Source organism: Mesorhizobium sp. NZP2234 (assembly GCF_013170765.1).
GTDB lineage: Bacteria > Pseudomonadota > Alphaproteobacteria > Rhizobiales > Rhizobiaceae > Mesorhizobium > Mesorhizobium loti_D.
Genome location: NZ_CP033364.1, coordinates 6,393,181 through 6,419,506, shown reverse-complemented (window position 1 = coordinate 6,419,506; position 26,326 = coordinate 6,393,181). Strand labels below are relative to the sequence as shown.

Here is a 26,326-nt window from a genome sequence, read left to right as displayed (position 1 = left end):
TTACTGTTCGTCGTAGCGGCTCTCCTCCGTCACGATGCCGGCAGCGGCCATCAGCACATTGGCGAGCCGGGTGATCACGATCGTTCGTTGCGCTGCGCTCAGCCCGACCAGCTTGTGCGAGTCGAACTGCGTGCTGAGCTGGCGAATGATCATAAGAGATCGTGTCGGTGGCGGCAAGGTCCTCATTTTGCGTCTCCCCGATGATGAAACCATCCGGAGAGCCTCGCCGGAAACGGCGCTGGATCAAGAGCTTGTTCAGTTCAAGCAGTGCAGTAAGCGATGCGCGCGGGGAGCCCAGATCCATTGCTGCGCACGCCACGGGGTCTATCATCCAGGCCGGAGCGGCAATGACATGCCCCGGCACGATGACGAAATGAATGATCCGACCGTTGACGCGTTCTTCGCTGTTGTCGCAGCGAAGCCGGCGTCCGAAATACAGATGCCAGCTATAATGGACTTCGACCTCCTGTCCAACATGGGCAGAATGACCCCGAGATTGCAAAACCACGCAGAGCACGTTCGGCGGGTTGTTGGTGAGGCAGACCCGGCCGTCGCTGAGGAAGGACGTGAAGCCGTCCCCAGCGCTTCAGCATGTAGTCGATAGGCTCGGCAACCGGAGAACTGCGTGACAGTCTGGCCGGCTCGGTTCGCAGCCAGGCCCCAAGTTCGGTGTACAACCTTCACCGGCATGAACTGCGGCACCGATGGCGCGGAGATCTGGCACAGCTCTTTGCGCAAACGGAACAACTGACCGGCATGGATGCCCGCCGAGCGGGCGATCTCCGATACGCTGACGTTCGACTCCAGACACGCTGCAACCAGCCGTTCCTTCTCTTCACGAGACCACCGTCGGCGGCGCTCGACGGACGTGATCACCTCCAGAAGCTGCTTCGTCATAGGGCTGTTCCTAGGGCTACCACTAGGCTTTCAGCCTTCAGCCTACCTCAGCAAGGCGGCCGGCACCATGGGGATAGATACCCACCAGAACTGGAGCCTCGACCGGCCGCTCCAGAGTAAGCCGGGCGAGAGAGACAGGCGCTTGTCGACCCGTCGAGTTCCGGTAAGCCAATCCTTCTGCACATCCTGATGACGCTCAAATCGATCAATCGCGGTCATATCGAAACTAATTGTCAGCTAGTATTCGGAGCGTGATGGCAATTGCACCATGTTAGGTGACGATCAGCTCCTCAACCTCCGTGGGTGTGCGGATTTTTAACCGCCCAGTTTTGGGAATGGTGTGATCGACCAACTCATCAAGTCGACGGCACGCTGAAGTGCGACTTCGGTCTCAGCATGACTAGGAGAAACGGCCATGACATATCCGATACAATCTCGGTGATCGCCTTTCATGACTATCGAGGTCTTGGGTTCAATCTCAAATTTGACATCGACGACACCTGGTACAGCAGCCGCACGACTCTCGCCGTCAATCGAATCGACGGTGCCGTCGCGATCAGCAATCAATATCCGCGTGGCCGCACTGAGCGAATGGCTTCTGCGTAGATCTGATTCCTCGCCGATGACAAGCTTGACATGCTCCGCGGCGAGATCGACTCCGTAAGCCAATTGAACCAGGTTAGAATCAAGCGCACCCGCAAGGCGCGGATTGACTTCAATGACCACTGGGCCAAGCTTCGTCCACCGAAGTTCAATGTTTGTTGGGCCCCAGCTTAGGCCGAGAGCCCTTAAAGACTTCAGCGAAACATCGGCGATACGCTCATGCTCGTCATCACTAAGCACAGCCGGAAAGGTGAACTGACGGTAGACAAAATGCGGTAGCGGCCCGAAGTCAGCGGCACAAATTCCAATGACCTCACTTCCCAATATGTGAGCGCTATAAAGCGGACCTCGTGCAAATTCTTCCACCAGTATCCTCGGCGAGGACGGCCATATGTGCTTCCCGCCCAGCAGATATGTCGTATGTTCGGCCACTTCGTCAACGGTGCGGCACAATCGGACACCCCTGCTGCCCCTCCCTACGGCTGGCTTCACAATCACCGGCAATCCGATCTCCGCGGCAGAGCTTTGTACGTCCGTCCCACTCGCTACCAACCGATAGGCAGGTATTGGAACGCCGGCCGCGGCGAGGAGCTGACGTTGAGCAAATTTGTCGCAGCATCGTTCAATGTATTCGGGAATCGGTCCCGGTAGATCGAAATACCGGCAGAGCTTGCCAACTGTCACACAGAACGTCTCTGTGGGGCACGTAATACCAACAACGTCGTAAGTCGTACAAAGCCGGGAGCATTCGCGAATCAGTGCATTCAAATCATCAGTATCGACACGGAGCGACTCAATTCTTCCAGCGGAAATATATTCGTATTGGGTTGGGTCAGCCGAAATGGTAATTGGATGAAGACCAAGGCGCTGGGCTGCCTGGACGTATGGTGGGCCATTGCTATTGTGGCCTTCAATTAGGATAAGTACTCGTATCGCCATTGATTGTTTACTCCGATCTTGCATGCTCTGCGGCAGTCCGAGCGCAATCGACACCAGTTTTCGACCGTGCCTGACCTCAGACTTGGACTGAACTGTCATTTCACCTTACCCAATTTCAGGGATTGTGGTTGCGAAGATGTGCAAATTTGGTTGGAGGTTTTGTTGCATGGCTGATCCAAGACGCAGAAGGATTGGTTAGCTGCTGGTCGGGCGGCGAGGCTGACGAGTGATGTGTAGCCGAGCATGCGCCGCACACGGCGCGCCGCGCAGATGTCGTCGGCGATCTCGTAGACGAACGGTCGGACGACTGGCGACGTAAAGACCGGAGATGTAGTCGCTGTCGTTGTCCTCCCGCCACGCCATTAACTGCGCTCCGCAGTTATGACCCTCGCCTCGGGCCAATGCGTGCGATATTAGACTAGATTGCCTGCGACCACCGGTGCTCCTGCCGCCGCAGGCTCGCAGGACGGGTCGCGCCATCCCGGACGACGTGTTAAATTGTTGAGCCTGTTGATTATCAAGCGTGGTGTCAATCGCCAGGAAGCGCGTTCCCTCTTGCTCGGTACCCATGAGAAGCGTCTCACGCTTTTTCGGTGTGACGCACGTCTCGCGGCGGGCCGTCGCCACAGTCACGTTGATGCGGCCGGACTAGATGTTCATTCCAGATTTTGATGGGACGTCCTTTCCTTCGAACGTGTCGCCAGAGACCTCGGCGTCAGCGAATCGCTCCATCCAGGAACTGCCCTCGGTCTCGAGCCGAGGACGGCGTCATCTGGGTGTATGGGCCAAAAGATGACTTGGCCTTCGCCGATGGTCAAACTCGTCGTCGAAGTATATCATCGCTTCTCCCGTCGAAAGCTTGACCCAAGCACCGCGGTGCTCAGGTCCTCATCGCCACTAGATCCGCAGTCCGGATGCGTACGGACATTCAGCTCGTCAAGCCGATAAGATCGCCGACACTCACGAGTCGTTCGTGATGTGGAACCCTCTTAACGAGCCATTTCGGAGGGGTGTAGAGCGGCGGACGGTATAAAGCGCAATAAAGCCGCTCGAGTTGCTCCGCGCTGCGCGGAACGTCCGCCGATCCCAAGAGTTCGGTTATCATCCTTGTGGTATAGAGGCGAGCTTCGCGCTTACCCTCAGCTATGAGCGCAGCCTGAGATAGCGGGGTGGCGGATCCGTCCAAAAGACGGAGCCAAACCTCGCAGAAGAGCGCGTATCCATAAAGCTGTGCTCTGGTGTCTAGGGAGAAAGCTGTTTCCGAAGCCAGGATAGGAAACCGCAACTCACCGATAATATCTCCGCCATCCAGCTGCTCCGAAAGGTGGTGGACGGTCACTCCGAAGGTCTTATCACCGTTAAGTATGGCGTGCGTCCTCGCGCTACTGCCACGATATTGGGGCAGGGGGGCCGGATGCAGATTGATTCCTCCTCGATTGAACTGAGCAAGAATATGAGCGGGAAAAATATTGGGCCAAATCACGCTTACGAGAAAGCCTCCGTATTGGGAAATTTCTTCCATTGTCTCGCAATACGGTATTCCGTATCGATCTGCGATTTCCCAAAGCTCTTCAGTGGTTTCGCCGCTCCACCACGTTTTCTCGTGCCGGCGCGCCCCAAGGATGGCCGAGACTAACCCTTTGCCGCAACTCTCGATGATAAACAGGATGCAACGAGTTGCGAGTCCCCGAGTGCCAGCAAAAACGAGTCCGTCAGTGAAATTCGACATTTCTCAGCCTCGCACATTCTCACGCATCAGGCACTCTTGTTGAGATGCTCACCGAATAGGGCGGTGAGCTCGCCGAGTTCGGGTGCCAGATGCGTGATGCTTCGTTCGCGTCGGATAACGAAAAAGCCAGCTGTCCAAGAAGCTCTGGACAGAGCCTAAATTGAGAGCATTCGGCAGTGTCGTAAACTATCAGTTCTAGGAGGGTTGCAGTCCGGGCCTTGATCGACGGACGGACTGATGAAGAGAAAGGGGCTTATGGGAGTCATCGCGGTTCTGTGGACCATGAGGCGAGTGCGAATCGTGCCCCCGGGCACTCGAACCCACGCCGAGCGCCTGAAGGCAGCCAAGGTGAGGAAGTGCTGCTCGTAGAACGCTCCCCGCGCCGAGGCATCGATTCCGGTGGCTATGTCCAGACCTAGTGGGCGTCGCATGATTGCTCGCGCGTGAATTTCGCCATCGTGCTCATAGGCGTCACTGGCATGGCCACGCATGCTCAGCGGGAGAAATAGTGAATTGAAGATACTCAGCCGCCGCTTGCCGAGCATGTGCGAGCTTGGGTTCGTCCCACGTCCACTCGCATTTGCATTTGTGTCTCGCCGAGGAGACTGTAAGGTTAAGGCGCGAGCTGTTTGGAGCGAAAGCCGGTAGAAAGAGTTGGCTTTCCTAGAAGCCGCTGCCTCTTGCTTTCTCCAAACCAAACCAAACCAAACCAAGCCAAACCAAACGCGATCGCGTCCGATCGGTGTGATTTGCTATGATGGTTTTCGCCTAGGCCTCGAGCGTGCGAACCTGTCGCCGAAGCTCCCCACAGGGGGCTCAACGTGTTCGTTCCCGAGACGGACGCTTCGTTTCGGGTAGAACCCATCTCAGTTCAGACCAGTCTCCGCATAAAGGTGACGGCAAGGCAGTTTCTTTAGGCAGGGTAGCGGCCATCTCAAAACGCGATGGCATGGTCCGGGACATTATATTGGCGAACCCAACCGCCAAATGGCACATACTTGGCGGGAAACTGTGTTGAACTGAATCCCGTCAACACCGTCCGAAAATCGAGCGAACTGAAGTGCAAATCAAAGACGTGCTCCTCGCGCCGGGAAATGGCGCATTTTTCTACGACGATCAAGCTGCCATAAGAGCCGGCGTCTCGCAGGACGGCTTTGTCTATGTGGGCGAACCCGTGACGCCCAATTTCGAATCCATTCGCGTCCCGGCATCTTCGTTGAGCGTCGGGCTTGTCCTTACCGACGGCACCGTCGTTTGGGGCGACATGATGAGCGTTCAGTATTCTGGTGCTGGCGGACGCGATCCTTTGTTCGACGCCACCCAGATCTGGGATTTGACGTCGCGTGTCGTGGAACCTCGGCTTCTTGATGTCGATACGTCTCGATACCTTAGCGCGTGCTCGAAGGTTTTCGAGCCCTTCGAACACGAACGGCTACCGCTCGCGCTTGAGTACGGGGTCAGCCAGGCACTGCTTCGAGTTGCGGCCCACCAGCAGCGCTCCACCATGGCAGAGGTCATATGCTCCGAATTTAACCTACCGCTGCCGACGAACAAGGTTCCGATCTACTGCCAGAGCGGCGATACTCGCGAAATCAACGTTGACAAGATGATTCTAAAGGCCGTGGATGTGCTTCCCCACGGCCTGATCAACTCACGGCAGAAATTCGGCGTCGATGGCCAGACTTTCATGGAGTTCGTAAAGTGGGTTGCCACGCGGACACGTGAAATCGGCCGCCCCGGCTACAATCCAGTGCTGCATTTCGATGTGTACGGCTGGATCGGCCAGGAAATTGGCTTGGAATCGCAAAGGATTGCCGACTTCATCTGCAGGGTTGCCGACAGGGTTCCGGGTTTCACGCTCAACGTCGAATGCCCTGCTGACTTTGGTTCCACAGAAGCTCAAATTGAGAACTATGCCAAGATCGTATCGATTTTGGATAACCGGGGTTCCAGCGCCCGCATTGTCGTGGATGAGAGATGCAATACGCTTGAGGATATTAGGCTTTTTGCCGAAGCGAAGGCCGCGCATCTCGTACAAATCAAGACGCCCGATGTCGGCTCGCTTGCCGACACGGCGCGCGCAGTTCTCATCTGCAAAGAAAACAAGGTAGGGGCTTATGTCGGAGGCAGCTGTACCGAGACAGATCTCTCGGCCCAGGCTTCTGTCCACGTCTCGGTGGCAACCCAGGCCGACATGATGCTTGCGAAGCCCGGAATGGGTGTCGACGAGGCATTCTCAATCGTTGGGAACGAACAAAACCGGGTGCTGGCGATGCTGAACCATCGTCGGTTTCAAAACGAAAAATTGGATGAAAAAGCGGTGTGGCATGCAGAACGCTCTTGAGGGGATCACCGTCGTAGCCGTCGAACAAGCCGTGGCTGCGCCCTACGCATCGTCGCGCCTTGCAGACGCCGGCGCACGGGTGATCAAGATCGAGAGGCCTGAAGGCGATTTTGCCCGAAACTACGACAAACTGGTCCGGGGGCAGAGCGCTTACTTCGTCTGGCTCAACCGTGGTAAGGAATCGGTATGTCTGGACCTCAGATTGAAGGCAGACCGCGAGATCCTCGACACGCTCATTGCCGCTGCTGACATTTTTATCCAGAATTTGAAGCCGGGCAGCATCGAAAAACTGGGTTTCGGGAGTGCTGATCTGCGTCGCCGATTTCCGCGGCTGATCACCTGCGAAATTTCGTCTGGGGGGGGCGGCCTTATTCCCACTTGAAGGCTTACGATCTCATTGTCCAGGCCGAAACGGGTTTATGCGCAATCACCGGCAACCAACAGGGGCCAGCGCGTGTAGGAGTCTCGGTTTGCGACATCTCGGCGGGCATGGCCGCGCATAGCGCCATTCTTCAGGCGCTCTACCACCGCGAGGTTACCGGCGAAGGGGCAAGCATCCAAGTGTCACTGTTCGATGCCGTCGCCGACTGGATGAACGTGCCGGTTTTGCAACACGACTACAGCGGCTATCACACGGTACGCGCCGGCGTAAAGCACCCGTCGCTGGCTCCTTATGGCGCCTATAGGTGTGCCGATGGCAAGGAAGTCATCTTTTCGGTTCAAAATGACCGTGAATGGGTGAATTTCTGCGAGAAATTCCTGAAGCAGCCGAGGCTTACACGCGCACCTGGTTTCGCAGACAACATGGAGCGTCTCGGTCACCGCGCCCAACTTGACGAGATCATTGAACGGCGTTTTTTCGAATTGTCCTGCCAGGAAGCAATGCAGGAGCTTGAAGCGGCCGGGTTGGCATATGGGCGACTGAATGAAGTCGCCGATATTTCAAAGCATCCCCATGTTCGCAGGGTTGGGGTTGGCACACCTAAAGGAACTGTAGAGACGATAGCTCCGGCGGCGATCTTCAACTCGGAGCACCCCTCGCTGCGTCCAGTTCCGGCTCTTGGCGCCCACACGGAAAGTGTCCGCCAGGAAGTTTCGGCGCGTTTGCACGAAAGAGCTGCGTCAGCATGAGTGCGCTGCTTGTCGGAAGGGACGCATGCTTGCTCCGCCCTCCCAGAGCATCAGCAGCCGCCCGGCAACCTCACTGCGGCCGCCGTCGCTGATATCGACCGAGGCGTTTTATGATCAAGGACACCTTTCCAGCCGCCGTAAGCGCGCTTCCTGTACAGCGCTGGAGGTCACTACTCTTCGTTCCAGCTCACGTTCCGCGTTTTGTGGAGACGGCCCGTCAGAGGGGTGCGGATGGCCTCATTCTAGATCTCGAAGATTCCGTTCCTCAGGATGAAAAGGACGGGGCCCGGCGACAGCTTCCTCAATCCGTGGCAAAGGTGACGCGCACGGGCGCATTCGTTTTAGTTCGCGTGAATCGCGGTTTGCGTGCCTTGGCGGCCGACCTCAATGCAGCCGTGATGGTGGGTGTTGATGCACTTGTTCTTCCAAAGACGGAATCGGCAGAGTGGGTAGCAGAGATCGCGAGTGCGGTGTCGGAACTTGAACGGGAAAGAAATCTTCCGGTCGGACGCATACGGTTCCTCGCCCAGATCGAGACACCTGGCGCCTTGCCAAGGCTCGCGACCATTGCGTCGGCGCATCCCAGGATGGCCGCATTGGCGCTCGGTCCTGAAGACTTCAGTGCAGCTGTAGGCGGCTCACCGGAATTTGATCTGCTCCTGGCCCCGAACCTTGCCGTGCTGTTCGCTGCACGCACGGCCGGATTGCTCCCTTTGGGCTTTATTGGAAGCATTGCCGAGTTCTCAGACACCCATAAACTTCGTGAATCCGCGGCGCATGCGCGGCGACTTGGCTTTGCCGGAGCTTTGGCGATCCATCCAGCCCAGGTGGCCATATTCAATGAGGCTTTCTCACCAAGCCCACAGGAACTCGAGTGGGCCCGTCGTGTCCTCGCGGCGGAAAAAGATGCGACGGCGCAGGGCAGAGGCGCGTTCGCTATGGACGGAAAGATGGTCGACCCACCGGTTCTCCGAAGGGCCCGAGAAATCATCGCCGCGGATCCGGGCGCCGAGTTAGCCGTTTGAGGGGTCACCAGACTGGAACTACACGACAATAGGGCGTCATGCAACTCGGCACAATTATTGCTATCGCGCCATCACATTTCGAGATAGATTACATCAATTGCAGTCCGCCCTCGGATGAGCACCCGTGGAAATCAGGCAGTTAAGATACTTCGTCGGCGTGGTCGAAGCAGGCAGTTTCACGAAGGCCGCTGGTTTCCTTAATGTTGCCCAGAGTGCGCTGAGCCTGCATGTCCGTCAACTGGAGGAAGGCTTCGGCACTCAACTGCTGATACGCGACAGGACCGGCGTGAGCGTGACGGCGTCAGGAGCCAAACTGCTCGAGCGGGCGCGGTCAATTCTCAAAGAAATTCGACTTACCGAGGTGGAGTTGACCAACACAGCTGCTTCCCCTGCTGGGGAGGTGACTATTGGCATTCCGTCTGGAGCTGCTCGCGTCCTGAGCGGTCCGCTCCTTGAGGCGGTGAGAAACGAACTGCCCAAGGTGTCCCTCAAGATGGTCGAGGGTATGACCGGACCGCTTGAGGAGTGGATGGCGGCTGGACGCTTCAATTTGGCGGTTCTCTACCGCACCGCCGACAGTGTGGGGCGAATGACGGTGCTAGCGCGCGAAGACCTATCTCTTGTGGTGCCGTCCGGCGAGCCACCGTTTGAAGATGCGATATCTCTGGCCGACCTGCATGCATTCCCCCTGGCGGTTCCCATGCGCAATAACAATGTGAGGCGTTCGGTGGCTGACGTCGTCGCACAACACGGTTGCGCGCTGGACGTCAAGTTTGAAGTGGACTCGCTCTCAACGATCATCAACATGGTCATGGAGGGAAAAGCGTATTCTATCCTCGCCCCCTCTGCCGTTCAGAAAGAAGCCTCTCAAGGGCTGGTCCGGACTGTCAAGATCGTGGATCCGGTGATTACCCGCTCCGTGGTGCTTGCCATAAATCCCAAAGACGAGCGTTCTGCGGCCGTTTCTGCGGTCCGCAAGCTCATTCCGAAGGTCGCCAGAGAATTGATTGAAATCCGGGGCTGGGTAGCGGTGGCGCCTGAGGCGACCTGACGACTATTCAACCGAAAAGCTGGGGCGTGACCGCTTGCTGCCATAAGGATCTGAGCAATCTGGAATCCAGATGGATTTCGGCAATATTCGATATTTGACCCGCCGCGACCATCGCGATGAAACTGGTCCAGATAGGCGCTGTTTCGTTATCGAAACAGCACTCATTCGGCAAGAAATCAGTCAAGTGGAGACCGCGATGTCCGAGGCCAACAGCTACGAGCTCTTCATTAACGGCAAATGGCGAGCCGGTGGTAGTCGAGCCACTTTGCCGGTGATCAACCCTGCGACGGAGAAGGTATTTGCCTCGGTGGCCTCGGCTACGGTTTCAGACTTGGATGAAGCTCTTGCTTCGGCAGAACGCAGCCGCAAGGCGTGGTCCTCACGACCCGCCAAAGAGCGTGGCGAGATCCTCGTATCTGCCGCCCGCTGTCTTGCAGAGAAGGCCGGAGTCGCAGCCAGGGACCTGTCGTCCGAACAGGGAAAAACGGTTGGTGAAGCGACAGGGGAATATGCGCGCGCGGTCGACACACTGGAATGGAACGGCCGGCATGCCGATGAACTGTCGGTCCCCATTCCGTTAGGCCCGAACAGGATGATCGTCCCTGAGTCGCTCGGTGTCGTTGCTGCCTTCACGCCATGGAACTATCCCGCCGTTCTCATAGCCCGCAAGCTCGCCCCCGCCCTCGCGGCGGGCTGCCCGGTGATCCTCAAAGGGGCTGAAGAGACACCGAGCGTAGCTGTCCACATCGTGGAATCGTTGCGCCAAGCAGGCATTCCGGACGGCGTGGTCAATCTGGTCTTCGGTGTGCCGGTGCATATCTCGCGGCATCTGCTTAGTTCGCCAATCGTGAAGGTCTTGACTTTCACTGGCTCAACGGCTGTTGGAAAACAGCTGGCCACGCTCGCAGCTAACAATTTGCAGCGCTGTATCCTTGAACTCGGTGGGCACTCCCCGGTCATTGTGTGCCAGGATGCCGACCTGGCAAAGGCCGTACCGGCCATTTCGGAATACAAATTCGAGTGCGCTGGCCAGAGTTGCAATGCCCCCAGCAGGATTCTTGTTGCCCGATCTCGCTATGAGGAATTCTTGTCCCGGATGACGGATGCGGCTCGCAAGATCAAAATCGGGCTACCAGACGACCCTTCAACTGACATGGGTCCTATGGCGAACGCGCGGCGAATCGAGGCCATGCAGCGCCTGACCAAGGATGCGGTCGAACGCGGCGCCCGCATCGAGACCGGTGGCTCTCGGCTCGACCGGCCGGGCTTCTACTGGCCGCCAACCATCCTGACGGGCGTACCGAAAGAAGCCAGAGTGCTGCATGAAGAGCCGTTCGGACCGATCCTTACGATTGCGCCCTTCGACAAGCTAGATGACGCCATCGAGGAGGCCAACGCCACCGATTATGGCTTGGCAGCTTACTTCTTCACGGACGCTGCCAATGCGCAACGAAAGCTGATTAATAGTCTTTCGACAGGCGCTGTCAGTGTGAATTACCTGAAAGGGGTTGCCGCGGACGCGCCTTATGGCGGTGTCAAGCATAGTGGCTACGGATATGAAGGCGGCGAACAGGGGGTGCGAAGCTTCCAAATCCTCAAAATGGTCAACGGTCTCAGCTCATTTGGATGAAATCGGTGGGAAATAGAACACGGACCATCGCCGGCAAGGATATCACAAGGAGCGTTGCCGACGCCCTTCAGTACATCTCGTATTACCATCCTCCAGATTACATCCGGTCTCTTTCGCAGGCCTACGTGCGTGAACAGAGTCCAGCGGCGAAGAATGCCATCGGGCAGATCCTGGCTAATTCCCGCATGGCGGCCTTCGGACGGCGGCCGATGTGCCAGGACACCGGTCTTGTGGTGGTCTTCGCCAAGGTCGGCATGGACCTCCGCATCAACTCAGCGGCCAGCTTCGCAGACCTCGTGAATGAAGGCGTCCGTCAGGCATATCTCGACCCGGACAACCCGCTTAGGGCGTCGATCGTTGCCGATCCGCTTGCCCGACGGATGAACACCCGTGACAACACGCCGGCAGTCGTCCACGTTGACCTTGTGCAAGGCAATCAGGTTGAGATCACCATTGCGGCAAAAGGCGGCGGTTCGGAGAACAAGGCGCGTTTCACCACTCTGAACCCCAGCGCATCCGTTGCCGATTGGGTGATCGACACGGTAGCGACCCTCGGCAGCGGTTGGTGCCCGCCCGGCCTAATCTCTGTTGGCATCGGTGGTAGCGCTGAAAAGGCGATGCTGCTGGCCAAGGAGGCCATGAACGAGCCAATCGATATGGCGGAACTGATCGCTAGGGGGGCGTTAAGCCCGGAGGAGGAACTGCGGATTGAGCTTTATGAGCGGATCAACGCGCTTGGCATCGGCGCCCAAGGGCTTGGTGGTCTGACCACGGTCGTTGACGTCAAGGTTGCGACCTATCCTACTCATGCGGCTTCAAAACCCGTGGCGCTCATCCCGCAATGCGCGGCAAACCGGCACCTGAAGTTTACCTTGGACGGCACTGGACCCGTCAGGCTTGCCCCCCCCGATCTGAGCGAATGGCCAGAAATCGGAACAGACGAATTGAGTCCAGCCGGCGTGCGCAGGATTAATCTTGATACGCTTACGAAGGAGGAGACGGCATCGTGGCGCTGCGGTGAAACGCTCCTTCTATCTGGAAAGATGCTGACGGGCCGTGACTCCGCCCACAAACGAATGGTCGAGCTGATCAATGCCGGCAAGCCGCTTCCGGTCGATCTGCGGGGACGCGTGATCTACTACGTCGGCCCTGTCCGGGCAGTCAGGAATGAGATCGTTGGACCCGCTGGTCCAACAACCTCCAGCCGGTTGGATGAATTTACGGACAAGGTGCTCGCCGAGACCGGACTATATGCAATGGTGGGCAAAGCGGAGAGAGGACCGTTAGCCATCGAGGCGATTGTAAGACATAAAACCCCCTATCTTGCTGCAGTGGGTGGCGCTGCATACCTGATTTCAAAATCGATTAAGGCAGCGCGGATTGTTGCCTTTGAAGACCTGGGCATGGAAGCCATCTATGAATTCGATGTGCAGGACATGCCTGTCATCATGGCTGTCGATGTTGAGGGAAATTCTATTCACAGTTCAGGGCCTCTTGAGTGGCGCAAGCGCATGACGGCCGACAGCATCGCACGCAACATCGGCGTTTGAGTCTTCCCCGGCTGGGCGATTTCGCTGCCAGACTCCACCGCCTACTTTTTGGGTAACCCGTCTGACGAGGGGCATTTGGGGTGCCTGCTCTCGGCGAGCCGGACAGGAAAGGTCTCCAGCAGGAAGCTGTATGTGCCTAACTGATTACTGCATCGTGTATGCCGTCGCGCGATCGAGACTGCGAATGCAGTCGCGGTGTCGATCGGTACGGCTCGGAGATTCAAGATGGGTTATCTGATCAGGAGCCCCGCCGAACACGAATATACTCGCAAGGTGCGTCATTGCTCCAGGAATCGGAGGGTAAGCAAATCGCTTCTGGAGCCTGTCTCAGCTGATCGCTTCCCTCGTTTGATTTTCACAACCAATTTTGCCGAGATGCCTTCTGCTACATTCGGTCGGTTCAATTTTGATGATAGAATTGGTCGGCCCATCGCTCTGTCGATCACTGTTAAGAGCAAAAGGTTATGAAGTCGAAACCCGATCCCGTACAGCTCGACAGTTGGGACGTCCGGATTCTCTCCGAAATTCAGGCAGACGGTCGAATTTCAAAAAGCGAGCTTGCAAAGCGCATTCACCTTTCAGCGTCGGCCTGTTCGGAGCGGCTTCGAGCACTCAAGGCCGCAGGAATTATTGAGGGGTTCTACGCGCGACTGAGTCCTGCCCTCATCGGCGGCATGGTCTTTGTACTGGTGGAGGTCGTGCTGGATCGGCATCGTCTTGAGGACCAACGACACTTCGAAAATGCAATCCAAGAAATTCCAGAAATCCTGGACTGCTGGGCAATTGGGGGGCGCGTGGATTATCTGATGCGGGTCGCATCTCGTTCTATGGCTGCCTATCAAGATTTTATGGAGGGGCTGCTGCAGGCAGGCTTAGGAATCGATCAATACTATAGCCTGGTTGTTACAAAACCGGTGAAGTCCAATTCACCGATACCCTTGACCGCCCCGAGGCAACGGTAAACCTCGAAAGTTAGTTTCCACGGCCTCTGGTACGGATCCCGGGGATTCGTCGGCGTTTGCCAAATCATGGCATAAAGAATTTGCTGCCCCCGGATAAAATGGTTTTCTCCTACAATGAAATATCCAGGACTCTACAATAGCGCTGACGTGGCATCTAACGAGCAGCAGGCGACATTTCTTCGCCTGATTCGGGCAGAGTACGTTCTTCTTTTTTTAGCGTCGGTTCTCTCTTTGGACTTGTCGCCATCAAAACCCTATTTCGGTGTGTATGCTGCGGTGTTTCTTTGCTCAATGGGGATACTCGTTTTCCGGTCGGTCACAAAGCCCGAGCAGGTCTGGTATCAAGCTAGAGCTTTGGCAGAATCAGTAAAGACATTGACCTGGCGCTTTGCGATGCGAGCACAGCCGTTCAATGACGCTCGTGCGGTCGACGCTAGAGCTGATTTTCGCAAGCTCATGGAAGGCATTCTTGACAGCAATCGTCACCTTGGCAGCGCGTTGAGCGGCACCGATTCAGCATCACCCCAAACAACAGACGAGATGATGTCGATAATGTTCCCCGCTAAAAGAACGAAAAGAGCTATATCTGCAGAAACGAATTTGCGATCAACGCAAGTGGTACGAGAAGAAAGCGCGCTCGAACAAGAGATCCGCGAAAATTTGGATGGGCCTTGGCGTCATTGCTTACGCTGTGGGGTTCTCATTCATCGTAGTACGCATCGCTGACCCTGCGATGCCAGGCTGGCCGACAGAGCCGCTAATCGTGATCGCAGCTTCGCTTATCGGGTGGACCCAGATCAAGAAATTTAACGAATTGGCATCGGCATACACTTTGACGGCTCACGAGATCGGATTGACTGCCGACCTCATTACGGACGCCAACTCCGATGAGGCGTTCTCTTCGGCGGTGAACGAGGCCGAATTGGCTTTCTCAAGGGAGCGCACCCAGTGGGTTGCTCGTCAAAACAACTAAGAGACAAAAATGGCATACAGCGATCCGACCTATGTAATATTTGATGGCGATGAAGACGCTTGGGCATACCGTTTCATGAAAGGATGGAATTCGAGCGAGAATGTGAGTTTTGAATTCGCGAACGCTCACGATCTGGACAATATAACGAGCGCACGGGACGAAGACTATATGTAAAAAGCAATCTTCGTAACAGAATGAACGGATCGAGCCAGGTACTGGTCCTGATCGGTGAGAAAACGAAAAATCTTTATTGCTTCGTGCGCTGGGAAATGGAATTGGCACTTGATCTAGGTCTGCCGATAATTGCAGCAAACCTCAACGGTTCGCGACAACAAGATGCGAGCTGCCCGCCTATCATCAGGGACGAATGTGTTGTTCACGTCCCGTTCAAGATGAAGGCTATCAAGCACGCGCTTGCCAATTGGCCGAGCGAATTTCATCGGCTTTCAAACGCTCAGCGTGCCGATGGCGCCAGGAGCTATGGCGAAAGCACTTATCGGGATCTTGGATTATAATCGCCTGCCCACGCCTGAATGCCTCGCAATCCGCTTGCGACCGATTAACCTTCGCATCCTCTGCCGGCGTCTTCCAAGCTTGCCGCCGCTGATAAATAACCCACAGAGAGGTCCGATTTGCGAAGTTTGGCTGAAGCCTGCCGGATATGAGTGCAAGCATTAGGAGGCGCCCCGCTCGAAGCATCAGATCCAGTGATCACATGGCCGAGGAAGCTGGTGTCGAGAGGAAAAGGGGCGGCTGGTCGCAGTGGCGTTTCAGGCTGGAGCCAGCGTTTCTTGGACTGCACGATGGCCAGCATTGATGGAGGCAGCTTTTCCGGCAGCGCAAGAGTTCTGTCGGTTCGCCCCGTCGCGCGAGCCACAGCTCGGCTCCGCAGCCGTCCTGCGCAGCAACCACGAATATGCGATCGTAAGAAGAGCAGCACAGTGACGACAGAACTTTGACGGGGCTGGCCGGCTGCGAATCAAGATGTCGATAGCGGGGCGCTCTGGCCGCGCGTCTTTGCTGGGCCGACCTCCTGGCTTTTATTCTTTTGACAAGTTTGCCGAGCACCAGCCGCTGCACCGCTAAAGCGATGGCTATGTGCGCGAGACCCTCAGCCGTCTCGGCCCTGGCCGACCAGGTTGGAGCCTGTGCCGCGGCACTGAAGCGGGTGCATGCGCTCATCGGGCGAATTGCTTGCCCTGATCACCTGCGTTACCACCGCGGCGATGGGCGCATGCGCGTCGAAAGCTGTTCGTCTTTGCAGGACACGCTCTGGCGTAGCAAAATCAGTGAGATCCATTTCAGCGATCTCCAATCGGCCAAGCGAAGGTTCGCCTTAGTTTTCACGGCAATTGAGGCCGATCCCGCGAATTCCGCGGCGAATAACCTGCATTCCCGAGAAACTCGAGGAGACGCTTCCGGTATGCTATTCGCTAAACAGGTGGCTGGCCGAGTGCCCTCCGCCAATCCATCGCGAGGAGAGGACTATGCGGTTGAGCAATCTGGGAACCGAGCAACTCAGAGAGAAGGATCGAAGCTTCGTCTTTCATCCGTCTACGCATCTGGCCAAGCACAGCCGAGGCGAGACCCCAAATCGGATCATGGCCGGTGCAGAAGGCGTGTACATCTGGGATACTGAAGGCCGAAAGAGCCTCGACGGTTTCGGTGGGCTCTACTGCGTCAACATGGGATATGGCTGCACGGAAATTGCCGAGGCCATTGCCAAGCAAGCACACGAATTGCCGTTCGCCCATGTCTACGCAAGTCAAGGAACAGAGCCAGTCGCCCTCTTGGCAGAGGCCGTGGTCGAGTATTTTGGTCAGAACATGCGAAGGGTCTTTTTCGGCCTTTCCGGCTCCGACGCCAACGAAACCAACATCAAGCTGGTCTGGTACTACAACAACATTCTGGGCCGCCCCGAAAAGAAAAAAATCATCTCGCGAAATCGCGGCTATCACGGGTCTGGGTTGGTCACCGGGAGCCTGACAGGCCTTGCCTTCTTCCATAATTTCTTCGACCTGCCGCTGGATTTAGTGCGCCATACCACGACGCCGCACCACTATCGCCAGGCGCATGACGGCGAAAGTGAGCAAGCGTTCTCGACACGCTGCGCGGATGAACTTGAAGCCCTTGTCCTCGCTGAAGGCCCGGAGACCGTCGCAGCTTTTATTGGCGAGCCGGTGCTTGGGACAGGCGGTATCGTTCCACCCCCAAAAGGATACTGGACCGCGATCCAAGGCGTGCTCGACAAGTACGATATCCTTCTGATCGCCGACGAGGTGGTCTGCGGGTTTGGACGAACCGGTGAGCAATTCGGTTCCCACCTCTATGGCATGCGGCCGGACTTCGTGACCATCGCCAAGGGTTTGAGTTCCGCCTACCTGCCCATCTCGGGGTCAATCATTGGCGACCGGGTCTGGTCGGTCTTGGAACAAGGAACAGAGAAGCACGGCGCTCTCGGCCACGGCTGGACATATTCAGGTCACACGCTTTGCGCTGCGGCCGCGCTTGCCAATATTCGACTCCTAAAGGAAAGAAATATTCTGGAGCATGTCCGCGATGTCGGACCGTATTGGCATGCCCGCATGAATGCCGAACTGGCGGGACACCCCATCGTCGGAGAGGTTCGTGGTGTCGGAATCCTTGCCGCGGTAGAGCTGATGCGAGATCCAAAGCAGAGAATACCATTTGAATCCGATCTTCTGGTCGGCGTTCGCGCCGCCGCTGCTCTGTTCGAGAATGGTGTCATCGGCCGTGCCATGCCACACGGCGATATCCTCGGCTTTGCCCCGCCTTTGATCATCACCCGTAAGGAGATCGACATAATCGTCGACGCAACCGCGAAATCAGTCGAGACGACCTATCGCGCGCTGAAGGCCGAGGATGCGATATGAACGTGCGACTGCCGACGGAAGCGAGCCCAGGGTTCGACGCCGTCCCGGGTAAAGTGGTCCCTGGGAGGAACTTTCCCACGGACCAGACGCTTTGACGTCAGGCTGGCGTTAGGTCGCCCATTGGGGTCCCATTGGTGACGAGGGGTTGACGGCGCATTTCGCGCAGAGCCGACCGAAACTGCTAAACTTGAGCCGTCAGATTCTAAGCATGCTTCGGGATAACTTCGATCGCAAGAGATAACCAAATCAGTTCTGCCGCCGCTGTCCTGTTGCCCAACGACCAGGGTGTTTGTGCGGCGCGCCCTGCTGGTGTACCTCCCCGCCGGCGGGGCGCCTTTTTTGATCCGCTGGATCTGGGTGCCCCGCTGGACCTGCATGAATCGATAGTTCGAGAAGAAGGTCATCTGCATATCCGGATGGCACATCGAGCTTCGATATTTCTACTACACCATGGCAACCCCCACAATCGCAGCTTCGGACCCGCGGCTTACGGCAGCCGGCGTCGAGGTCGCATGCACCTCCTTTCCTATGATCGAAGGTCCGGGGATAGTCACCGCGGTGAATTTTCTCCAGCGTCGAATATCTCGGGGGCGAGTCTCCTCGCCCTAGCTGCCAAGAAGCCAGAAAGTCCCAGGTTTAATTGAAAACAGCCGCAGGAGAAAATGCAGCTCGTCTTCGAAACTTTGCTGGAACAGTTGTCTTTGAGCGTTGATGAAGTCGACTTCCATAACGCACTGGCCAGCGCCGCCGGCGCCTTCGACATCCCCGCATTCGCCTATCTGTCTCTGGTGTCTGATCGCGTCACAAAACCCAGGCTGATATCGAACTATCATTCTGGCTGGACGTCGCACTACTTGCGCCACCAATATGAAAGGATCGACCCGGTCATAGAATGGGCAAGATGCAGCGAATATCCCTTTCAGTGGGGACCGGATTTCGGCCATGCCGGCATTTCAACGCGACAGCAACAGCTTTTCGATGAGGCTGCCGAATTCGGCATCTGCTGCGGACTGACGATACCACTTATTGATCGCCGCGGCGGTGTCGCTGCGATGACCTTCGCGGCAGACAGGCTCGATCCGACCTTCCTGCGCGTCGCCGAGAAGTATGAGCAGGCGCTCGAGATTATGGCGATGTGCTTTCACATTGGCGTTCGCCGCAAGCTTTCGGGTGGTCTGGCAGTGGATGGTGTTTCGTTGACGCCCCGTGAGTACGAATGCCTGGAGTGGACGGCGAAGGGCAAATCCGCCTGGGAGATCGGCTGTATCTTGGGGATCAAGGAGCGCACGGCCGCTTTCCATTTGGACAATGCTAAGAAGAAGCTCGGCGTACGCACCAAAAATCAGGCAGTGACACTGCTGGCCTCCTCACGATCATCAATTCTCTGAGGGACAGAATCCCTCTTTGATCTGCCTGTGCAAATGCACAGGCAGTCGCGGCATGAAGGTTCGTCTCCAATGGCAGGGTCATACCTGCGAGGAGACCATCATGATTGAGCTTATTGCGCCGGGCTGGTACGGCGCCTTTGCCGACGAACTTCACGAAATGCACCGCCTGCGCTACCCTATCTTCAAGGAGCGGCTCGAATGGAACGTGCGCACGACGGGCGGCTTCGAGATCGATTCATTCGATTCCCTAAAACCGCCCTATCTTGTGTTGCGCGATTCCGCCGGTCGCGTCGGGGGCCGCGTACGCCTCCTGCCCTCGACAGGGCCGACGATGCTGCGAGATGTCTTTTCGAGGCTGTTGGAGGGGAGAACGGCACCCGAGGAACCCAGTGTCTGGGAAAGCAACCGATTCGCCCTTGATCTCCCACCGTCTGCACCGAAGGGCAGTAGGAGTATTGCTGTCGCGACCTATGAACTCCTCGCTGGCATGATCGAGTTCGGTCTGTCGCGGCAGCTCACCCATATCGTCACGGTTACGGATTTGCGCATGGAGCGAATCCTGCGTCGCGCCGGATGGCCGCTGGCCCGGATCGGTCCGCCCCCGACAATCGGCACCACGCGCGCCGTTGCCGGCTGTTTGGATGTCTCAGAGGCGAGCCTTGCTGCGGTCCGCCACAGTGGCAGTCTTGGCGGTCCCGTACTGTGGGCGCCGGCGCTCTGCAGGGGCGCCTGACATGGCTATGATAGCTAATGACGCCGACTGGCCGAACTGGCAGGATGAGAAATCTTATCGCTATACGCGGCACCTGACGCGACGCGGCTGGGCCTGGGAATTCCTGCGGCGCAATCCGGCCTTCCAGCGTGACTGCAGGCACGCGCTTGAGCACGCAGAATTTGCAGAAAGGTGGTTCGAGGTAGAACTGGTGAGATCGTCGCTCGATCTCACGCAGTGGGGGCTCCTGTTTCGCAAGCTCGTTGAGGCCTGATGCGGCTGTGTTCTGGTGCTCCCGCCAATGCCCGCATGTCCTGCCGGTCATTGCGAAAAAGGCACTGTCGCCCGAAACGCTTTCGTTTGATCTCGCTACATTGCCATGTCGGGCGGCACTCATGATCACGTCGGACTGTCGACAGCACATCATGCTGCGAAATGCTCACCGGGACCTCCAACTTGTCGTGGAGGGCGCGGACGTTTTGCGCCCCGTTCGGCTTTCCGTCGACGCGATCTGGCCCGCCGATCGGATGAGGCAGCACCTAAATGCGCTCGAATGCCTCAATGCTTTTCACGCGACTGGACAATTTCCCGACAGGCTGTTTCCCCCGGAAGCGCGCGCTAGCCGTCTGCGCTTTGTTCTTCAGGCGCTCGACGGCTCGCTAGGCGGGGCATCGCATCGCCAAATCGCAATGGCCCTGTTGGCTCGACAACGCGTCCAGGCCGACTGGACGGATCCGCGCAACCACCTTCGCGATCGAATCCGCCGTGCCGTCCGGCGCGGTCACATGCTCATGGATCGTGGCTATCGGGATTTCCTCGACTAAGATGATTGGAATAGCTCAACTGGAACCGGTCAGCGCGCGAACAGTTCTTTGTATCCAGTCGTAACCATCCAGTTTGCCCGATCGAGATGGCTGCGAACCGCCATTCGGGCGCGCTCAGGTTCTCTCATCGGATCGATGCCGAGGACGAGCTGCGCCATCTCGTCTTCGCTGGCATCGTCGGCGGACGCGTCCAGGAGCCTCATATAGATGGTGAAGTGCTCATTGTCGTAAGCGGTCAGGCTGTCCGACCAGGGGACTTCGTCTTGGACTTTGCGTTTCATCGCGACCCTCTTGCCGGTTTGGGGTTCGTTGTAATCGGGCACGGCTTCTCCTCGGTTGGCTCACCATAGCGAATAGGAACGATCATTCCTAGAACGATAGTTCCGGTTCTGGTCCCTATCTCGCCATGGACCTCACGGAAGTCATGGCGATCAACATGCGTCGTTTGCGCCATGATCAGGACCTGACGCAGGAAGAATTGGCTGCCCGCGCAGAGCTGAGCATGCGCTATGTGGGCTCGATCGAGCGTGCTCGGGTTTCCGCAAGTGTCAGTGTGCTTGGCCGGCTCGCAAAAGCGCTTGACGTTGATCCTTGTGAGTTGATTAGGCCGCCGCAGTAACAAAGGCGATCAGTCCATCCCGGATTGCCGAAATCGAACTGGATGGCGCGCAACCGCCGCCCATGAACTGAGCCCGCTTTCTTCGACATGGTCTCGACCATACAGTTTGCTCCATGGCGCGGCTTGCCTTGTGGATTGCAAATATATCCTAAAATGGGATAATCCGAAACTGGGATTAGTCGATGAGCCGGTTCCCTTCTGGCCGGTTCATCTGATGCCGAAATCCCTTCGATCGCCCCGCCAACGCCGGCTGCTGGAACAGCTGATAGCGGCGCGCAAGAACAAGGGCTTAACACAGGCCAAGGTTGCCGAAGCACTTCGCCGCCCGCAGTCTTTCGTGGCCAAGTATGAGGGCGGTGAACGTCGCATGGACGTCATTGAGTTCCTCGATGTAGCGGAAGCGCTCGAGATCGACCCTTGCGAGGTTCTCGCACGTGTGCGTCGCTTGCGTGACCGATAGCTTGTGCTACTTGGCAAGCGACAAGTCACCAAAATCGTAGCCCTGGATTTGCTGCCCCCGGCGGCAGATGGTTCGGGCACATCGATGGCATAAACCCACTGGCTTTGACTTGCTGACCTTCGCATGGAGCGCGCAAACTGGTCGGACGAAATGCACGCAGGATCAGGAAGAAGGCCGGCTTTACGCAGAAGCAGCTAGCCGAGATCTCCGGCTTCAGCCAGCAGTACATTAGCGGGCTGAAGAAGGGCAAAAGGAACCCCACTATCGTCACGCCCTCCGCGTCAGCCATATCGATCTGGTGCGACCTGACTGACCAGGGGTTAAGCGCTATTGGAGATGGCGCCGACGCGCCGCGGACATTTCGACAGCCGTATCCGTCGTGTAGATGATGCTGTGCACACTCGGATAGGGAAGAACGGCACGACCTGCTGCCGGCCGCGCCGCCAGCTCTGGGTGATCGCCGGGTATCGCCGACCTCGAAGTCTTCCAGAGCCTTCATGCCGGCTTAGCGTCCGCGCCCCGGCAGATGGCGCTGAGCGTCGGCACAACGGCTTCGCGACCTTTCGCGACACGAACTCAAGCAGATAGCGGATCAGGTGCACGATGCAGGTTAGCACTGTCGCCTAGGTAGAGGTGGCGCCGATCACCTCCCTCTCGGCGAAGCAGTTCGCCAGTTGCCGTCTTACCAGCACCTCTCCAATCTCGTTGCGTTCTTGTTTAGGCACTGCAACAGAACCTTCAAGCAAATTCATGGAATCTTTGCGACCGCAAATCGTTGTCAATGGTACGCTCACCACAACTTTCAGGTTCAGTGCGGCGAAAATCTGGTGTCGTTTTTATGTTTCGCCGCCGAACAGCATTTGCGAAGAGCGCGAAATGACAAAGCCGGCAGGACGAGGGTGTTCGATTCTCCTATTTGGCGTCGTGCTGACCAATGATGATACTTGTCGATCGCCTAATGGCAGCAGCACATCTTGATCGCCTTCGGATCCTGGGCCTTTGCGCGCATGCCGACCTGACTGTCTGCGAGCTAGCGGAAATTCTCGATCTTCGTCGGGAGCGCGTTGCGCGACCCGTCCGGATGCTGGCCAGAGCCGACATTCTTTGCGGCAACGGACAACGTCCTTGGTCCTCATATCATCTCTATGCAGGGGGCAAGGACGGAGGGTTGGTTCAATTCCTGGTCGATCTCCTGCCCCACGACGATGGGTGTCATAAGCGGGACCTGGAGCGGCTCGAGGCGGTACAAGACGCGTGGTCGAAGGAGACTGCTGCGTGATCGTGAAAAGATGTGCCCATATGGGAGCGCGAAACTACCATGAAGAACTCCGCTGACCTAGCCATCGCAGAGCCCGGCACATCTGGATGGTCTTCGTTGGTCCACGTCGATTGCCATGTTCACGAACTGCTTCTGAGACAGGAGCGGCAGGAGCGGACGACGCTCAAACTCATCGCATCTGAGAACTTTGCCTCCTCAGCCGTGCTGGAAGCGACCGGCTCGATCTTCACGAACAAATACGCCCAGGGGTACCTGGGTGAGCGCGACTACGCGGGAAACGAGATCATCGATGAGCTTGAGACGCTCGCGATTGGCCGCTTGAAATCGCTGTTTGGCAGTGAGCACGCTAACGTCCAGCCTTATTCCGGCTCACCAGCCAATCAGGCCATCTATCGAGCGCTGTTGAGTCCGGGAGACAAAGTGATGGGCTTGTCTCTCGCCGAGGGCGGCCATCCGACCCATGGTTGGGCCGGCAACTTCTCCGGCAGCGATTACCAACACGTCCCCTATGGGCTGCACGAACAGACTCAGCAAATTGACTATGACCGCTTGCGCGAGACCGCCAGGCGGGAACGGCCGAAACTGATTTGGGTAGGCGCAACTGCCTATCCGCGTGTCTTTGACTACGCGGCAATGGCAGAAATCGCTCTGGAGGCGAAGTCCTATCTCGTGGCCGACATTGCGCATATCAGCGGCCTGATTGTCGCTGGAGCGCATCCGAATCCCGTGGCCCATTGCGACGTTGTCACCAGCACGTCTCACAAGTCGATCCGCGGCCCCCGTGGAGGCTTTATTTTGTCGCAGAATGAGGATCGCTATCAGGCGCTCTATCATTCCACGAGTAAATACAATCTCGCCAGACGGATTGATCGCGCGGTATTTCCTCAACTGCAAGGTGGGCCGCACGTGAATATCATCGCCGCGCTAGCTGTTGCTTTGCACGAAGCCGCGACCCCCTCTTTCCGTACCTACGGTCACCAGATCGTCAGGAATGCCAAGGCTCTGGCCGAGGCGCTTCTGAATCGGGGTTATGACCTGGTCACCGGCGGGACTGACAATCACATGCTGATCCTTGATCTGCGGGACCGGCCGCTATCAGGCAAAGCCTATGCCGAGCGCCTGGCCAAGGCAGGCATCTTTGCGAATTTCAATATGGTCCCGGGCGACCGGCGGCATCCGGCGCTCACAAGCGGCATCCGCTTAGGCACACCAGCGGTGACCTCCATGGGCATGCGTGAGGGGGAAATGGTGCAGATCGCCGCGTTCATTGATTTGGTCTGCCGCAAGCCCGACGACGCAGATGTTCATGCGAACGTGCGAAGAGACGTTGCCGACTTCTGCACTGCGTTCGACGTTCCCGGCATCAGCGACCGGTAAGGCCGCCCCAATTCAGAACCTCCCCACCCAACTCCAACACTTGAAGCGAGGACATTCCATGACCAGGCAGTTCATGTTCTCTTCCGAATCCGTCGGCGCGGGACACCCCGACAAGATGGCAGACAACATCTCCGATGCCATCCTCGATGCCATCCTCCGCACCGACCCGACGGCGCGCGTCGCCTGTGAAACGTTGGTGAAGACAGGGATGGTCGTTCTGGCTGGAGAGATCACCAGCCACGCGGAGATCGATTACACTCATCCGGGTGCTGGAGGCGGCCGGGAGCCGCGGTGTTTCCGAGGGAACGCGTCTCAAGGTCACAACGGAAGAAAGTCCAAGAGGTCATCAGGTCGCGCAAGTCCTGGAGGTCGGCGATCAGACCGCGAGAACTCAGCTACATACGCGTTGCCAAGAAAGGCCCGGAAGTTCGGAGCATTCGCCTCGCATCGAGCCAAATGCGTTGGCCCTACCGAAATCGCGCCTCAGACAAAGAAAAAGCCCGCTACCGGGAGGAGGTGGCAGCGGGCTCGATTTAGAATGAGACGCGGGAGGAGGTGCGCCCCATTCAGCGTCGGCACCACATCTGCGAGGAGTAGATGGCCGACACCCTGATCATACCGATCGCCCGAAATTGCAACGCACAAATTTTATCTCGCGACTGCGAAATGATGCCTTATCCGCTTAGCCCATCGTGAAAAAGTGCGGTCAGGCTGCGGCTTTCTTGCGGGCACGCTTGGCAGGTGCCGTCGCTTCCGGTTCCTTCGGCTTGCGGCCCAGACCCATGGTCTTGGCCAATGCCGAGCGCGCCGCAGCGTAGTTCGGCGCCACCATGGGATAGTCCGCCGGCAGCCCCCATTTCGCGCGATATTCGTCGGGCGTGAGGCCATAGTGGGTGGCCAGGTGACGCTTGAGCGACTTGAACTTCTTACCGTCCTCAAGGCTGACGATGTAATCGGGCATAACCGATTTCCTGATCGGTACGGCAGGCTTGAGAGCTTCCGGCTTTTCTGGTGCGGCGCCACCAGCCGTGCCTTTCAATGCGATGTGGATCTGACCGATAAGCCCAGGCAGTTCACCGACGGGAACCGGATTGTTCGAAACATAGGCTGAGACGACATGGGCGGTGAGTTCGATGAGGCTGTCAGCTTTGCTCTCGGTTTCTTCGGTCATAAAAACGCTCCTGCGGGCTTAGACTAGGCGGTGAGAATCACTTCGAGCTTAATAGTGACGACCGCCTTTGATAGCAACCAAGCCATTGCATGATGTGTTGGCGGATCGCTGGTCGCCCAGGCCGCGGTCGCGGATTTCCTCTTGAACCGTCATCACCCTGACAACACATTGCGCCATGGTCGCCGTGTCGATGCGGCGCCTCTTCACCGCAGATTGGCTATTTAGAAAGTTGGGAGAAACCAATGAACGCTGAGGCTTTCAGCAGCCCGCTTTTCGTGAGGCGCGCAACGCACATCATCCAAGAGATTGCCGGCCTTGCGGATGCAATCGATTTTCTCAACGAATGGCCGGAAGATCGCAGAGACCTGATCCACGAAGCCGCCCTGAGGGCATGCTACGATGCATACGATGGGCGCAAGCCGATAAGCACGGCGCGCAATGCCTTTTTCGGCTTTGCGAAGCGGGTCGCCATATTGGAAGATCCAACCTCCGCCATGCAGTGGATCGCCGCCTGCAGATCGGGCAGTGGAAAAGTGCAGATGTAGACATCAACCACATGTTTGAGACTGGCGAGGCGCGTCAAACAGTGCATTATGTCCATGGTTCACAGCTAGACCACGCGAATGAGAAGCAGTTCCTCACCACCGACTGCAAAACCGCAGATCGCACGCAAGCTGACCATGGCCAGACGCGCCTCATGGCGATGGCTTGCTCGCCAATGGCCAGGCTCAGTGGCGCAGATGCAGCGGTCCCGTTCGGCTGAGTAAA

General features: G+C 57.3%; 23 protein-coding genes and 5 pseudogenes. 21 read left to right on the top strand and 7 right to left on the bottom strand.

The window, feature by feature from the left end:
* From EB230_RS30995 to EB230_RS30975, 4 genes and pseudogenes are all read right to left on the bottom strand, one after another.
* A complete protein-coding gene (locus EB230_RS30995; RefSeq protein WP_172370970.1) occupies positions 1-186 on the bottom strand; it encodes a hypothetical protein in 186 nt (61 codons plus the stop codon).
* A 308-nt stretch (positions 187-494) separates the two neighbouring features.
* Positions 495-656, bottom strand: a pseudogene (locus tag EB230_RS30990) (transposase); the annotation flags it as partial.
* 556 nt (positions 657-1,212) lie between these two features.
* Positions 1,213-2,439, bottom strand: coding sequence for an acetyl-CoA carboxylase biotin carboxylase subunit family protein (locus EB230_RS30980; RefSeq protein WP_172375218.1), 1,227 nt, complete (start codon positions 2,437-2,439; stop codon positions 1,213-1,215).
* A gap of 928 nt (positions 2,440-3,367) precedes the next feature.
* A complete protein-coding gene (locus tag EB230_RS30975; RefSeq protein ID WP_172374641.1) occupies positions 3,368-4,168 on the bottom strand; it encodes a formyltransferase family protein in 801 nt (266 codons plus the stop codon).
* Between the two features lie 1,060 nt (positions 4,169-5,228).
* Here EB230_RS30975 and EB230_RS30970 point away from each other — a divergent pair.
* The 10 genes and pseudogenes from EB230_RS30970 to EB230_RS32835 all read left to right on the top strand — a co-directional run bounded on the left by EB230_RS30970 (position 5,229) and on the right by EB230_RS32835 (position 15,349).
* Complete coding sequence (locus EB230_RS30970; protein WP_172374639.1) at positions 5,229-6,512, top strand: methylaspartate ammonia-lyase; 1,284 nt, start codon at positions 5,229-5,231, stop codon at positions 6,510-6,512.
* Positions 6,496-7,643 (top strand): annotated as a pseudogene (locus tag EB230_RS30965) (CaiB/BaiF CoA-transferase family protein). The gene EB230_RS30970 and the pseudogene EB230_RS30965 overlap by 17 nt, the downstream one beginning before the upstream one ends.
* 110 nt (positions 7,644-7,753) lie before the next feature.
* A complete protein-coding gene (locus EB230_RS30960; protein WP_172374637.1) occupies positions 7,754-8,668 on the top strand; it encodes a CoA ester lyase in 915 nt (304 codons plus the stop codon).
* A gap of 124 nt (positions 8,669-8,792) precedes the next feature.
* Positions 8,793-9,719: a LysR family transcriptional regulator gene (locus EB230_RS30955; RefSeq protein WP_172374635.1), complete on the top strand. Its 927-nt coding sequence runs from the start codon at positions 8,793-8,795 to the stop codon at positions 9,717-9,719.
* Between the two features lie 196 nt (positions 9,720-9,915).
* Positions 9,916-11,349 (top strand): NAD-dependent succinate-semialdehyde dehydrogenase, encoded by a 1,434-nt coding sequence (locus EB230_RS30950; RefSeq protein ID WP_172375216.1) that lies wholly within the window; start codon positions 9,916-9,918, stop codon positions 11,347-11,349.
* Entirely contained in the window at positions 11,346-12,899 is a 1,554-nt protein-coding gene (locus tag EB230_RS30945) for a fumarate hydratase (RefSeq protein WP_172374634.1), read from the top strand. Before EB230_RS30950 ends, EB230_RS30945 begins: the two co-directional genes overlap by 4 nt.
* A 464-nt stretch (positions 12,900-13,363) precedes the next feature.
* Positions 13,364-13,861 carry an Lrp/AsnC family transcriptional regulator gene (locus tag EB230_RS30940; protein ID WP_172374633.1) on the top strand — a complete coding sequence of 166 codons (498 nt, stop codon included), beginning with the start codon at positions 13,364-13,366 and terminating at the stop codon, positions 13,859-13,861.
* Positions 13,862-13,975: 114 nt separating this feature from the next.
* Positions 13,976-14,401: pseudogene (locus tag EB230_RS32840) on the top strand (DUF4231 domain-containing protein); the annotation flags it as partial.
* A gap of 46 nt (positions 14,402-14,447) precedes the next feature.
* Positions 14,448-14,834 carry an SLATT domain-containing protein gene (locus EB230_RS32500; RefSeq protein ID WP_348646679.1) on the top strand — a complete coding sequence of 129 codons (387 nt, stop codon included), beginning with the start codon at positions 14,448-14,450 and terminating at the stop codon, positions 14,832-14,834.
* Positions 14,835-15,028: 194 nt separating this feature from the next.
* Positions 15,029-15,349: a TIR domain-containing protein gene (locus EB230_RS32835; RefSeq protein WP_246738881.1), complete on the top strand. Its 321-nt coding sequence runs from the start codon at positions 15,029-15,031 to the stop codon at positions 15,347-15,349.
* 596 nt (positions 15,350-15,945) lie between these two features.
* On the opposite strand, the gene EB230_RS30920 is transcribed toward EB230_RS32835, so the two are convergent.
* A complete protein-coding gene (locus EB230_RS30920) occupies positions 15,946-16,134 on the bottom strand; it encodes a hypothetical protein (RefSeq protein WP_172374630.1) in 189 nt (62 codons plus the stop codon).
* Positions 16,135-16,321: 187 nt separating this feature from the next.
* Between EB230_RS30920 and EB230_RS30915 the strand changes: the two genes are divergently transcribed.
* The 5 genes from EB230_RS30915 to EB230_RS30895 all read left to right on the top strand — a co-directional run bounded on the left by EB230_RS30915 (position 16,322) and on the right by EB230_RS30895 (position 20,652).
* Complete coding sequence (locus EB230_RS30915) at positions 16,322-17,728, top strand: aminotransferase (RefSeq protein ID WP_172374629.1); 1,407 nt, start codon at positions 16,322-16,324, stop codon at positions 17,726-17,728.
* 662 nt (positions 17,729-18,390) lie between these two features.
* On the top strand, positions 18,391-19,116 hold the full coding sequence (locus tag EB230_RS30910; protein WP_172374627.1) for a LuxR family transcriptional regulator: 726 nt from the start codon (positions 18,391-18,393) through the stop codon (positions 19,114-19,116).
* 100 nt (positions 19,117-19,216) lie between these two features.
* A complete protein-coding gene (locus EB230_RS30905) occupies positions 19,217-19,849 on the top strand; it encodes an acyl-homoserine-lactone synthase (RefSeq protein ID WP_172374625.1) in 633 nt (210 codons plus the stop codon).
* Position 19,850: 1 nt separating this feature from the next.
* Positions 19,851-20,102, top strand: coding sequence for a DUF6499 domain-containing protein (locus EB230_RS30900; protein ID WP_172374623.1), 252 nt, complete (start codon positions 19,851-19,853; stop codon positions 20,100-20,102).
* 121 nt (positions 20,103-20,223) lie between these two features.
* Complete coding sequence (locus EB230_RS30895) at positions 20,224-20,652, top strand: DUF2285 domain-containing protein (protein ID WP_246738880.1); 429 nt, start codon at positions 20,224-20,226, stop codon at positions 20,650-20,652.
* A 29-nt stretch (positions 20,653-20,681) separates the two neighbouring features.
* On the opposite strand, the gene EB230_RS30890 is transcribed toward EB230_RS30895, so the two are convergent.
* Positions 20,682-20,933 (bottom strand): DUF2285 domain-containing protein, encoded by a 252-nt coding sequence (locus EB230_RS30890; protein WP_027033327.1) that lies wholly within the window; start codon positions 20,931-20,933, stop codon positions 20,682-20,684.
* Positions 20,934-21,058: 125 nt separating this feature from the next.
* On the opposite strand from EB230_RS30890, the gene EB230_RS30885 reads away from it, so the two are divergent.
* The 5 genes and pseudogenes from EB230_RS30885 to EB230_RS30860 form a co-directional block, all read left to right on the top strand.
* A complete protein-coding gene (locus tag EB230_RS30885; protein WP_097571932.1) occupies positions 21,059-21,271 on the top strand; it encodes a helix-turn-helix transcriptional regulator in 213 nt (70 codons plus the stop codon).
* Positions 21,272-21,485: 214 nt separating this feature from the next.
* On the top strand, positions 21,486-21,731 hold the full coding sequence (locus tag EB230_RS30880; RefSeq protein WP_080680407.1) for a helix-turn-helix transcriptional regulator: 246 nt from the start codon (positions 21,486-21,488) through the stop codon (positions 21,729-21,731).
* Positions 21,732-21,868: 137 nt separating this feature from the next.
* A pseudogene (locus tag EB230_RS30875) lies at positions 21,869-22,044 on the top strand (helix-turn-helix transcriptional regulator).
* A gap of 1,005 nt (positions 22,045-23,049) precedes the next feature.
* Positions 23,050-24,387 carry a serine hydroxymethyltransferase gene (gene glyA, locus EB230_RS30865; RefSeq protein WP_172374617.1) on the top strand — a complete coding sequence of 446 codons (1,338 nt, stop codon included), beginning with the start codon at positions 23,050-23,052 and terminating at the stop codon, positions 24,385-24,387.
* A gap of 58 nt (positions 24,388-24,445) precedes the next feature.
* Positions 24,446-24,643 (top strand): annotated as a pseudogene (locus EB230_RS30860) (S-adenosylmethionine synthetase N-terminal domain-containing protein); the annotation flags it as partial.
* A 450-nt stretch (positions 24,644-25,093) separates the two neighbouring features.
* On the opposite strand, the gene EB230_RS30855 reads toward EB230_RS30860, so the two are convergent.
* Positions 25,094-25,558 carry a MucR family transcriptional regulator gene (locus EB230_RS30855; protein ID WP_172374616.1) on the bottom strand — a complete coding sequence of 155 codons (465 nt, stop codon included), beginning with the start codon at positions 25,556-25,558 and terminating at the stop codon, positions 25,094-25,096.
* 242 nt (positions 25,559-25,800) lie between these two features.
* Between EB230_RS30855 and EB230_RS30850 the strand changes: the two genes are divergently transcribed.
* On the top strand, positions 25,801-26,103 hold the full coding sequence (locus EB230_RS30850) for a DUF982 domain-containing protein (RefSeq protein WP_172374614.1): 303 nt from the start codon (positions 25,801-25,803) through the stop codon (positions 26,101-26,103).
* Positions 26,104-26,326: the final 223 nt, after the last annotated feature.

Excerpts from the sequence above, each read along its gene's own strand:
- EB230_RS30900 (WP_172374623.1), top strand. The coding sequence starts at position 19,851 with ATGGCTATGATAGCTAATGACGCCGACTGGCCGAACTGGCAGGATGAG.
- EB230_RS30995 (WP_172370970.1), bottom strand. The coding sequence starts at position 186 with ATGAGGACCTTGCCGCCACCGACACGATCTCTTATGATCATTCGCCAG.
- EB230_RS30950 (WP_172375216.1), top strand. The coding sequence starts at position 9,916 with ATGTCCGAGGCCAACAGCTACGAGCTCTTCATTAACGGCAAATGGCGA.
- EB230_RS30980 (WP_172375218.1), bottom strand. The coding sequence starts at position 2,439 with ATGGCGATACGAGTACTTATCCTAATTGAAGGCCACAATAGCAATGGC.
- glyA (WP_172374617.1), top strand. The coding sequence starts at position 23,050 with ATGAAGAACTCCGCTGACCTAGCCATCGCAGAGCCCGGCACATCTGGA.
- EB230_RS30975 (WP_172374641.1), bottom strand. The coding sequence starts at position 4,168 with ATGTCGAATTTCACTGACGGACTCGTTTTTGCTGGCACTCGGGGACTC.
- EB230_RS30960 (WP_172374637.1), top strand. The coding sequence starts at position 7,754 with ATGATCAAGGACACCTTTCCAGCCGCCGTAAGCGCGCTTCCTGTACAG.
- EB230_RS30895 (WP_246738880.1), top strand. The coding sequence starts at position 20,224 with ATGATCACGTCGGACTGTCGACAGCACATCATGCTGCGAAATGCTCAC.
- EB230_RS30850 (WP_172374614.1), top strand. The coding sequence starts at position 25,801 with ATGAACGCTGAGGCTTTCAGCAGCCCGCTTTTCGTGAGGCGCGCAACG.
- EB230_RS30915 (WP_172374629.1), top strand. The coding sequence starts at position 16,322 with ATGCGGTTGAGCAATCTGGGAACCGAGCAACTCAGAGAGAAGGATCGA.
- EB230_RS30910 (WP_172374627.1), top strand. The coding sequence starts at position 18,391 with ATGCAGCTCGTCTTCGAAACTTTGCTGGAACAGTTGTCTTTGAGCGTT.
- EB230_RS30880 (WP_080680407.1), top strand. The coding sequence starts at position 21,486 with ATGCCGAAATCCCTTCGATCGCCCCGCCAACGCCGGCTGCTGGAACAG.
- EB230_RS30885 (WP_097571932.1), top strand. The coding sequence starts at position 21,059 with ATGGACCTCACGGAAGTCATGGCGATCAACATGCGTCGTTTGCGCCAT.
- EB230_RS30905 (WP_172374625.1), top strand. The coding sequence starts at position 19,217 with ATGATTGAGCTTATTGCGCCGGGCTGGTACGGCGCCTTTGCCGACGAA.
- EB230_RS30920 (WP_172374630.1), bottom strand. The coding sequence starts at position 16,134 with ATGGATCTCACTGATTTTGCTACGCCAGAGCGTGTCCTGCAAAGACGA.
- EB230_RS30890 (WP_027033327.1), bottom strand. The coding sequence starts at position 20,933 with ATGAAACGCAAAGTCCAAGACGAAGTCCCCTGGTCGGACAGCCTGACC.
- EB230_RS30945 (WP_172374634.1), top strand. The coding sequence starts at position 11,346 with ATGAAATCGGTGGGAAATAGAACACGGACCATCGCCGGCAAGGATATC.
- EB230_RS30855 (WP_172374616.1), bottom strand. The coding sequence starts at position 25,558 with ATGACCGAAGAAACCGAGAGCAAAGCTGACAGCCTCATCGAACTCACC.
- EB230_RS32835 (WP_246738881.1), top strand. The coding sequence starts at position 15,029 with ATGAACGGATCGAGCCAGGTACTGGTCCTGATCGGTGAGAAAACGAAA.
- EB230_RS30940 (WP_172374633.1), top strand. The coding sequence starts at position 13,364 with ATGAAGTCGAAACCCGATCCCGTACAGCTCGACAGTTGGGACGTCCGG.